The organism is Geodermatophilus maliterrae (assembly GCF_041018925.1).
GTDB classification, from domain to species: Bacteria; Actinomycetota; Actinomycetes; order Mycobacteriales; family Geodermatophilaceae; genus Geodermatophilus; species Geodermatophilus maliterrae.
Map to the genome: position 1 here is coordinate 18,834 of NZ_JBFNXQ010000068.1, position 9,535 is coordinate 28,368.

Consider the following 9,535-nt stretch of genomic DNA (forward strand, 5'->3'; position numbering starts at 1 on the left):
CGACGAGGCGGAGGCAGCGGTGGGGCCGCCCGTGAACGGTCATGCACAGACCTGTATGGTCATGCATCGTGAGCGGAACGCAGACGTGGACGGTCGGGGTCACCGGCGCCACCGGGTACGCCGGGGGAGAGGTGTGCCGGCTGCTGGCCGGGCACCCGAGCCTCCGGCTGGCCGGGGTGCACGCCAACTCGAGTGCCGGCCGACGCCTGGGCGAGCTGCAGCCGCACCTGCTGCCCTACGCCGACCTCGAGGTGCAGCCCAGCGCTGCGGAGGACCTCGCCGGCTACGACGTCGTCGTCCTGGCGCTGCCGCACGGGGAGTCGGCCGCGATCGCCGCGCAGCTGCCCGACGACACCCTGGTGATCGACTGTGGCGCCGACCACCGGCTGAACGACCCCGCGGCGTGGGCGCGGTGGTACGGCTCGGAGCACGCCGGCACCTGGCCCTACGGCCTGCCCGAGCTGCCCGGCCAGCGGGAGCGGCTCACCGGCGCCCGGCGGATCGCCGTCCCCGGCTGCTACCCGACCTCGGTGACCCTGGCGATGGCCCCGGCGCTGGCCGCGGGCCTGGTCGAGCCCGAGGTCGTCGCGGTCGCCGCCAGCGGCACCTCCGGCGCCGGGAAGTCGGCCAAGCCGCACCTGCTCGGCAGCGAGGTCATGGGCTCGGTCAGCACCTACGGCGTCGGCGGGGTGCACCGGCACACGCCGGAGATGGTGCAGAACCTGTCGCAGGCGGCCGGGGAGCCGGTCGGCGTCAGCTTCACGCCGATGCTGGTCCCGATGAGCCGGGGCATCCTCGCCACCTGCTCGGCGAGGCTCCGGCCCGGCGTCGACGCCGCGGCGGCGCGGGCCGCCTACGAGAAGGCCTACGCCGACGAGCCCTTCGTCCACCTGCTGCCCGAGGGGCAGTGGCCGACGACGGCGCAGGTGCTCGGTGCCAACACCGTCGCAGTGCAGGTCGCCGTCGACCCCGACGCCGGCCGGCTGGTCGTCGTCGTCACCGAGGACAACCTCACCAAGGGCACCGCCGGCGCGGCGATCCAGTGCGCCAACCTCGCCCTGGGCCTGCCCGAGACCACCGGCCTCCCGCTCGTGGGGGTGGCACCGTGAGCGTCACCGCACCGAAGGGCTTCTCCGCGGCCGGCGTCGCCGCCGGGCTCAAGTCCAGCGGAGCCCCCGACGTCGCCGTCGTCCTCAACCACGGACCCGACGACACCGCGGCCGCCGTGTTCACCACGAACCGCTTCCCGGCCGCGCCGGTGCTGTGGAGCCGCCAGGTGCTCGCCGGCGAGCGGGCGCGGGCCGTGGTCCTCAACTCCGGCGGTGCCAACGCCTGCACCGGCCCGGAGGGCTTCCAGGACACCCACGCCACCGCCGAGCACGCGGCGGCCGAGCTGGGCATCGGCGCGATCGACGTCGCCGTGGCCTCCACCGGGCTGATCGGCGTCCGGCTGCCCATGGCGAAGCTGACCGCCGGCATCACCACCGCGGTCGAGGCGCTCAGCGAGGACGGCGGACCCGACGCCGCCCGCGCGATCATGACCACCGACAGCGTCCCGAAGACGACCGTGCAGGCCCGCGGTGGTCCCGACGGGGGCTGGACCGTCGGCGGCATGGCCAAGGGCGCCGGCATGCTCGCGCCGAGCCTGGCCACGATGCTCGTCGTCCTCACCACCGACGCGGTGGTGGACGCCGGCACGCTGCAGGAGGCACTGCGGCAGGCCAGCGGTGTGAGCTTCGAGCGGGTCGACTCCGACGGCTGCCTGTCCACCAACGACACGGTGATCGTCCTGTCGTCGGGCGCCAGCGGCGTGACCCCGCCGGCCGGGGAGGTCACCGAGGCGCTGACCGCGGCCTGCACCGACCTGGCCATGCAGCTGCTGGCCGACGCCGAGGGCTCGACCAAGGACATCGCGATCACGGTGCGCAACGCCGCCAGCGTCGCGGACGCGCTCACCGCGGGCCGCGCCTGCGCCCGCAACAACCTGCTCAAGACGGCGCTGTTCGGCAACGACCCGAACTGGGGCCGGGTGCTCGCCGCCATCGGCACCACCGACGCCGCGTTCGAGCCCGACCGGGTCGACGTGACCATCAACGGCGTCACCGTCTGCCGGGGCGGCGCGATCGGCGACCCGCGCGAGGGCGTCGACCTCACCGGCCGGGCGATCACCATCGACGTGGACCTCCGCGCCGGCGGCGAGCAGGCCACGATCTGGACCAACGACCTGTCCGTCGCCTACGTGCACGAGAACTCGGCGTACTCGACGTGAGCACCGCCCAGGACCCCACCCCGCCCGACGTCCGGGTCGCCGAGCCGGCACCCGCGGCGCCCGGGAAGCGCAGGATCGGCACCAGCCGGGTCATGCGCACCCACGACCCCGAGGGTGACGCCCGCCGGATCGCCGTCCTCACCGGGGCGCTGCCGTGGCTCAAGGAGTTCCACGGGAACGTCGTGGTGATCAAGTACGGCGGCCACGCGATGGTCGACGACGAGTGCCGCCGCGCCTTCGCCGAGGACATGGTGTTCCTGCGGACCTGCGGCATCCTGCCCGTCGTCGTCCACGGCGGCGGCCCGCAGATCACCGGGATGCTCGACCGGCTGGGCATCGAGAGCGAGTTCCGCGGCGGCCTGCGGGTCACCACCGAGGAGACCATCGAGGTCGTCCGCATGGTGCTCACCGGCCAGGTCACCCCGGAGGTGGTCGGGCTGGTCAACCAGCACGGCCCGCTGGCGGTCGGCCTGTCCGGGGAGGACGGCGGCCTGTTCACCGCCGAGCGGACGACGGCGGTGGTGGGCGGTGAGCCGGTCGACGTCGGCCTGGTGGGCGACGTCGTCGCCGTCGACCCGACGCCGGTCACCGCGCTGCTCGAGCGGGGCAAGATCCCGGTCATCGCCACGGTCGCACCCGACCGGGACGGCGTGGTGCACAACGTCAACGCCGACACCGCCGCCGCCGCGGTCGCCGTGGCGCTCGGCGCGGTGAAGCTCGTCGTCCTCACCGACGTCGAGGGGCTCTACGCCGACTGGCCCGACCGCGACTCGCTGGTGCAGCAGATCGACGCCGCCGAGCTGGCCGAGATCCTCCCCGACCTCGACGCCGGGATGGTCCCGAAGATGGCCGCGTGCCTGCGGGCGGTCGAGGGCGGGGTGAAGCGGGCGACCGTCGTCGACGGCCGCACCCCGCACGCCCTGCTGCTGGAGATGTTCACCACCGAGGGCACCGGGACGATGGTCGTCCCGGCCCGCACGCTGACCGGAGAGGAGCCGGCATGACCCACACGGAGGAGCTGGCCACCCGCTGGTCGGCGGTGATGATGGGCAACTACCGGACCCCGCCGGTCGCGCTGGCGCGCGGCGAGGGCGCGACCGTCTGGGACGTCGACGGCCGCGAGTACACCGACCTGCTCGGCGGCATCGCCACGACGATCCTCGGCCACGCCCACCCGCGGGTGGTCGAGGCGATCACGACGCAGGCGCAGACCCTCGGTCACGTGTCCAACCTGGCGATGCACGAGCCGGGTGTCCTGCTCGCCGAGCGGCTGCTGGAGCTGGCCGGCCGGCCCGGACGCGTCTTCTTCTGCAACTCCGGTGCCGAGGCCAACGAGGCCGCCTTCAAGATCAGTCGGCTGACCGGGCGGCCCGAGGTGGTCACCGCCGAGGGCGCCTTCCACGGCCGCACGATGGGTGCGCTGGCGCTCACCGGCCAGCCGAGCAAGGCCGCGGCGTTCGCGCCGCTGCCCGGCGGCGTGCGGTACGTGCCCTACGGCGACGCCGACGCGCTGGCCGGCGCCGTCGGCGAGCGGACGGCGATGGTGCTGCTCGAGCCGATGCTCGGCGAGGGCGGCGTGCTGCCCGCCCCGCCCGGCTACCTCGCCGCCGCGGCGCGGACGGCGGCCGACGCCGGCGCGCTGTTCGCCGTCGACGAGGTGCAGACCGGCACCGGCCGCACCGGGCACTGGTTCGCCTCCCAGGCCGACGGCCTGCAGCCCGACGTGATCACCCTGGCCAAGGCGATCGGCGGCGGGCTGCCGCTCGGCGCCACGCTCGCCTTCGGCGACGCCGCGGAGCTCATGACCGCCGGCTCGCACGGGTCCACCTTCGGCGGCAACCCGATCGCGGCGGCCGCCGCCCTGGCGGTGCTCGACACCATCCGCGACGAGGGGCTGCTCGAGCGGGCGAAGGAGCTCGAGCACCGGTTCACCGCCGGCATCGAGGGCCTCGGCCACGCGGCCGTCTCCGGCGTCCGGGGGAGGGGAGCGCTGCTCGGCGTCGTCCTCACCGCGCCGGTCGCCGCCGCGCTGGAGGTGCATCTGCGCGAGGCCGGCTTCCTCGCCAACGCCGTCGCTCCCGACGTGCTGCGGCTGGCGCCGTCCCTGGTGCTCACCGACGCGCAGGTCGACGCCTTCGTGGCGGCCCTCCCGGCGGCCCTGGACACGGCGGTCGAGCAGTGACCCGCCACCTCCTCCGGGACGACGACCTCTCACCCGCCGAGCAGGCCGAGGTCCTCGCGCTCGCCGCCGAGCTCAAGCGGACCCGGCACACCGACGCCGCGCCCGTCCCGCTGCGGGCCGCCAACGGCGTGCCGCGGGCGGTGGCGGTGGTCTTCGACAAGCCCTCGACCCGCACCCGGGTGTCGTTCTCCGTCGGTGTCGCCGAGCTCGGCGGGTACCCGCTGGTGATCGACGCCGGCACCAGCCAACTCGGCCGCGGCGAGCCGGTGGAGGACACGACCCGCGTCCTCGACCGGCAGGTCGCCGCGATCGTCTGGCGCACCTTCGGGCAGGACCGCATCGAGGCGATGGCCGCCGCCAGCCGGGTCCCCGTGGTCAACGCGCTTACCGACGACTTCCACCCCTGCCAGATCCTCGCCGACCTGCAGACGGTCACCGAGCGCAAGGGGACGCTCGCCGGGCTGACGATGGGCTACCTCGGCGACGGCGCCAACAACATGGCGCACTCCTACCTGCTCGGCGGCGCCACCGCGGGCATGCACGTCCGCATCGGCTCGCCGGAGTCCTTCCAGCCCTCGGCGGAGGTGCTGAAGCGGGCCGGGGAGATCGCCGCGGAGACCGGCGGCTCGGTGCTCTGGACCCCCGACGCCGCGGCCGCCGCCTACGGTGCCGACGTCCTGGTCACCGACACCTGGGTCTCCATGGGGCAGGAGGACGAGTACGACGCCCGCGTCGCGCCGTTCCTGCCCTACGCGCTCGACGAGGCCGCCCTCGCCCGGGCCGCCGACGACGCCGTCGTCCTGCACTGCCTGCCGGCCTACCGCGGCAAGGAGATCGCCGCCGACGTGATCGACGGGCCGCAGAGCGCGGTGTGGGACGAGGCGGAGAACCGGCTGCACGCCCAGAAGGCGGCGCTGATCTGGCTCCTGGAGCGATCCGGGTGACGACGGCGCTCACCCGCTCGGCCCGTCAGGCACGGGTCCGCGAGCTCATCGAGGCCCAGCCGGTCACCTCGCAGACCCAGCTGGCCGCGCTGCTGGCCGAGTCGGGCATCGAGGTCACCCAGGCCACGCTGTCGCGCGACCTCGAGGAGCTCGGCGCGGTGAAGCTGCGCGGCTCCGACGGCGCCCCGGCGTCCTACGTGCTGCCGCCGGAGAACGCCCCGCTGCGCCCGGCGGTCTCGGCCACGGCCGCCCCGGCCCGGCTCACCCGGCTGCTGGCCGACCTGCTCACCAGCGCCGAGGGCAGCGCCAACCTCGCCGTCCTGCGCACGCCGCCCGGCGCCGCGCAGTTCCTGGCCTCCGCCCTGGACAAGGTCGGCCTCCCCGACGTCCTGGGCACCATCGCCGGGGACGACACCCTGCTGGCCGTCTCCCGCGAGCCGGGCGGCGGCCCGGCCCTGGCCGAGCGCCTGCTGGCGATGGCCCGGCGCACGCCGGCCGTGTACCCGGAACTGAAGGACGACCTGGAGGACAGCACACCGTGAGCTCGGCCGACCCCGCCGCCGCACCCGGCACCCCCGCGGGGCCGTCGCAGACCCGGCTCTGGGGCGGCCGCTTCGGCGGCGGCCCGTCGCCGGCCATGGCGGCCCTGTCCAAGTCGACCGACGTCGACTGGCGGCTGGCGCCCTACGACCTGGCCGGCTCCCGGGCCCACGCCCGGGTGCTGCACCGGGCCGGCCTGCTCGCCGACGACGAGCTCGAGCAGATGCTCGGCGCGCTCACCGAGCTCTCGGCCGAGGTCGCCGCCGGGACCTTCACGCCCGTCGAGGCCGACGAGGACGTGCACGAGGCGCTCGAGCGCGGCCTGCTCGGCAAGCTCGGTGCCCTGGGCGGCAAGCTGCGCGCCGGCCGCAGCCGCAATGACCAGGTCGCCACCGACCTGCGGCTGTACCTGCGGCACAACGTCCGCGCGCTGGTCGGCGAGCTGTCCTCGCTGGAGTTCGCGCTGCTGGGCCTGGCCGAGCGGTACGCCGACGTGCCGGCGCCGGGCATGACCCACCTGCAGCACGCCCAGCCGGTGCTCATCGCCCACCAGCTGCTCGCCCACGCCCACTCCCTCGCCCGCGACGTCGACCGGCTGCAGGACTGGGACCGCCGCGCCGCCGTCAGCCCGCTCGGCTCCGGCGCGCTGGCCGGCTCCTCGCTGCCGCTGGACCCCGACGCCGTCGCCGCCGAGCTGGGCTTCGACCGTGCCGCCGACAACTCGATCGACGCGGTCAGCGACCGCGACTTCGCGGCGGAGTTCTGCTTCTGCGCGGCGATGGTCGGCGTCCACCTCTCCCGGCTGGGGGAGGAGGTGGTGCTCTGGACGTCGACCGAGTTCGGCTGGGCCCGCCTCGACGACGCCTGGGCCACGGGGTCGTCGATCATGCCGCAGAAGAAGAACCCCGACATCGCCGAGCTCGCCCGCGGCAAGTCCGGCCGCTTCGTCGGCAACCTGACCGGGCTGCTGACGACGCTCAAGGGGCTGCCGCTGGCCTACGACCGGGACCTGCAGGAGGACAAGGAGCCGGTCTTCGACTCCCTCGAGCAGCTGCTGCTCCTGCTGCCTGCCGTCACCGGCATGGTCGCCACGCTCACCCTGCGCCCGGAGGTGCTGGAGGCCGCGGCGCCGCAGGGCTTCGCCCTCGCCACCGACGTCGCCGAGTGGCTGGTGAGGAACGGCGTCCCGTTCCGGTCGGCGCACGAGATCTCCGGCGCGATGGTCTCCTTCTGCGAGGAGGCCGGCGTCGAACTCGACGAGCTCGACGACGACCAGCTCGCCGGCATCGACGAGCGGCTCAGGCCGGAGGTGCGCTCCGTGCTGTCGGTCCGTGGCGCGCTGGCCGCGCGCAGCACCCGCGGGGGAACAGCCCCCGAGCGGGTCGCCGCCCAGCTCTCCTCCCTGGAGGACGTCGCCGCCGCGCACGGCCGCTGGTCGGCCGACTCACCCGTGGCGGCCGCGCTCTGAACCCACCGGACCGCCTGGTCACCCGGGACGAGCTGCTCGGGCCGGTCGACGCCGTCGCCCCGGCGCTGCTCGGCTGCTGGGTCGTGACCGACCGGCCGGAGGGGACCGTCGCCGTCCGGCTGACCGAGGTGGAGGCCTACTCCGGGGACGGGACGGACCCCGCGGCCCACTCGCACCGCGGTCCCACCCCGCGCGCGGCGGTCATGTTCGGCCCGCCCGGGCGGCTCTACGTCTACTTCAGCTACGGCGTGCACTGGTGCGCCAACGTCGTCGTCGGCCCGGAGGGCGCCGGCTCGGCGGTGCTGCTGCGCGCCGGGGAGGTCGTGGTGGGGGAGGAGCTGGCCCGTGCCCGCCGTCCCTCCGCCCGGGCGGCCCGCGACCTCGCCCGCGGCCCGGCGCGGCTGACCCAGGCGCTGGGGATCGGCCCGGACGACAGGAACGCCGACCTGCTCGACGCGACGTCGCCGGTCCGGCTGCACACGGGGGACCCGGCGGCGCCGGTCGAGTCCGGACCGCGGGTGGGGATCAGCGTGGCCACCGAGCTGCCGTGGCGGTTCTGGGAGTCGGGGGCGCCGTCGGTGAGCGCCTTCCGGCCGGGGGGCCGTCCCCGCTCCCGGCCGGCCAGGGAGGATCGACCCCGTGAGTGACGTGTTCGACGAGCTGCACCGGCGGGGGCTGATCGCCCAGACCACCGACGAGGAGGCGCTGCGCGCGCACCTGGCCGCCGGGCCGGTCACCTACTACTGCGGCTTCGACCCCACCGCGCCCAGCCTGCACGTCGGCCACCTCGTGCAGTTCATGCTGCTCCGGGCCCTGCAGCGGGCCGGGCACCAGCCCATCGTGCTGGTCGGTGGTGCCACCGGCCTGATCGGCGACCCGCGCCCGTCGGCCGAGCGGCAGCTCAACGACCGCGCCACCGTCGCCGGCTGGGTCGAGAGCATCCGCCGGCAGGTGGCCCCCTTCCTCGACCTGCCCGCCGAGCGGGAGGGACTGAAAGCACCGGTCTACGTCGACAACCTGACCTGGACCGAGCCGCTCTCGGCCATCGACCTCCTGCGCGACCTCGGCAAGCACTTCCGGGTCGGCCGCATGCTGGCCAAGGAGGCGGTGTCGGCCCGGCTGAACTCCGAGGCCGGCATCAGCTACACCGAGTTCAGCTACCAGATCCTGCAGGCCAACGACTTCCGCGAGCTGTACCGGCGGCACGGCTGCACGTTGCAGAGCGGCGGCTCGGACCAGTGGGGCAACCTGACCGCCGGCATCGACCTGGTGCGCCGCACCGAGGGCGCGACGGTGCACGCGCTGTCCACCCAGCTGGTCACCAAGGCCGACGGGACGAAGTTCGGCAAGAGCGAGGGCGGGTCGGTCTGGCTCGACCCGGCACTCACCTCGCCGTACACCTTCTTCCAGTTCTGGCTCAACGCCGACGACGCCGACGCCCGCACCTGGCTGCGGCTGTTCTCCGAGCGCCCGGCCGAGGAGGTCGAGGCGCTCGTGGCCGAGAGCGTCGAGCGGCCGGCCGCCCGGGCGGCACAGCGGGCGCTGGCCGAGGAGCTCACCGCCCTGGTGCACGGCGCCGAGGAACTGCGCCGGGCCGAGGCGGCCGGACGCGCGCTCTTCGGGCGCGAGGACCTCGCGGCCCTCGACCCCGGGACACTGGACGCGGCGCTGCGGGAGGCCGGCAGCGTCACCCTGGACGGCGAGACGCCCACCGTCGCGCAGATGCTGCAGCGGACCGGCCTGGCCTCGAGCCTGTCCGACGCCCGCCGGACGGTGAAGGAGGGGGGCGCCTACCTCAACAACGAGCGGGTGACCGACGCCGACGCCGTCCCGGGGGAGGACGCCTGGCTGCCGGGTGACTGGCTGGTCCTGCGCCGCGGCAAGCGCGCCGTGGCCGGGGTGCAGCGGGGCCCGAGCACCGCCGGCTGAGCCCCAGGAGGTCGTCCTCCGAGCGTGTGAACGCAAGGGAACGCGCCGGTTCCGGAGTCGTGTCGGTCGTCACCGCCGGGCCGGTTTGACACGGCTCCGGAGCCCACGTAACTTTCTCTCTGCGCGCCGCACGGCCCGGGAGGGCCGACGGGGAGGACCCAGCAGGGAACACCCGGTGCGGGCGCAGGGTTGGACAACAAGCC

Annotated in this window: 9 protein-coding genes; all 9 read left to right on the forward strand. The window is 75.1% G+C overall.

Going from position 1 to position 9,535, the window contains the following annotated elements; all coding sequences use genetic code 11:
• The first annotated feature begins 68 nt into the window (after positions 1-68).
• The 9 genes from argC to tyrS are packed head-to-tail and all read left to right on the forward strand — an operon-like array spanning position 69 to position 9,332.
• Entirely contained in the window at positions 69-1,109 is a 1,041-nt protein-coding gene (gene argC / locus ABQ292_RS18540; RefSeq protein WP_369209115.1) for an N-acetyl-gamma-glutamyl-phosphate reductase, read from the forward strand.
• Positions 1,106-2,269 (forward strand): bifunctional glutamate N-acetyltransferase/amino-acid acetyltransferase ArgJ, encoded by a 1,164-nt coding sequence (gene argJ, locus ABQ292_RS18545; RefSeq protein ID WP_369209117.1) that lies wholly within the window; start codon positions 1,106-1,108, stop codon positions 2,267-2,269. Before argC ends, argJ begins: the two co-directional genes overlap by 4 nt.
• Positions 2,266-3,273 (forward strand): acetylglutamate kinase, encoded by a 1,008-nt coding sequence (gene argB, locus ABQ292_RS18550; RefSeq protein WP_369209119.1) that lies wholly within the window; start codon positions 2,266-2,268, stop codon positions 3,271-3,273. The genes argJ and argB overlap by 4 nt, the downstream gene beginning before the upstream one ends.
• Positions 3,270-4,451 (forward strand): acetylornithine transaminase, encoded by a 1,182-nt coding sequence (locus ABQ292_RS18555; protein WP_369209121.1) that lies wholly within the window; start codon positions 3,270-3,272, stop codon positions 4,449-4,451. Before argB ends, ABQ292_RS18555 begins: the two co-directional genes overlap by 4 nt.
• Positions 4,448-5,395, forward strand: a complete 948-nt coding sequence (gene argF / locus ABQ292_RS18560) for an ornithine carbamoyltransferase (RefSeq protein WP_369209123.1) — start codon at positions 4,448-4,450, stop codon at positions 5,393-5,395. The genes ABQ292_RS18555 and argF overlap by 4 nt, the downstream gene beginning before the upstream one ends.
• Positions 5,392-5,937 (forward strand): arginine repressor, encoded by a 546-nt coding sequence (locus tag ABQ292_RS18565; RefSeq protein ID WP_369209125.1) that lies wholly within the window; start codon positions 5,392-5,394, stop codon positions 5,935-5,937. The genes argF and ABQ292_RS18565 overlap by 4 nt, the downstream gene beginning before the upstream one ends.
• Positions 5,934-7,403: an argininosuccinate lyase gene (gene argH / locus ABQ292_RS18570; protein ID WP_369209127.1), complete on the forward strand. Its 1,470-nt coding sequence runs from the start codon at positions 5,934-5,936 to the stop codon at positions 7,401-7,403. Before ABQ292_RS18565 ends, argH begins: the two co-directional genes overlap by 4 nt.
• Positions 7,404-7,417: 14 nt before the next feature.
• Complete coding sequence (locus ABQ292_RS18575) at positions 7,418-8,050, forward strand: DNA-3-methyladenine glycosylase (RefSeq protein ID WP_369209135.1); 633 nt, start codon at positions 7,418-7,420, stop codon at positions 8,048-8,050.
• The gene (tyrS, locus tag ABQ292_RS18580) at positions 8,043-9,332 is read left to right on the forward strand and encodes a tyrosine--tRNA ligase (protein WP_369209129.1); all 1,290 of its coding nucleotides are present in this window, start codon (positions 8,043-8,045) and stop codon (positions 9,330-9,332) included. The genes ABQ292_RS18575 and tyrS overlap by 8 nt, the downstream gene beginning before the upstream one ends.
• Positions 9,333-9,535 lie beyond the last annotated feature (203 nt).

Bases quoted from the DNA above. Each gene is read 5' to 3' on its own strand.
- ABQ292_RS18555 (WP_369209121.1), top strand. From the start codon at position 3,270: ATGACCCACACGGAGGAGCTGGCCACCCGCTGGTCGGCGGTGATGATG.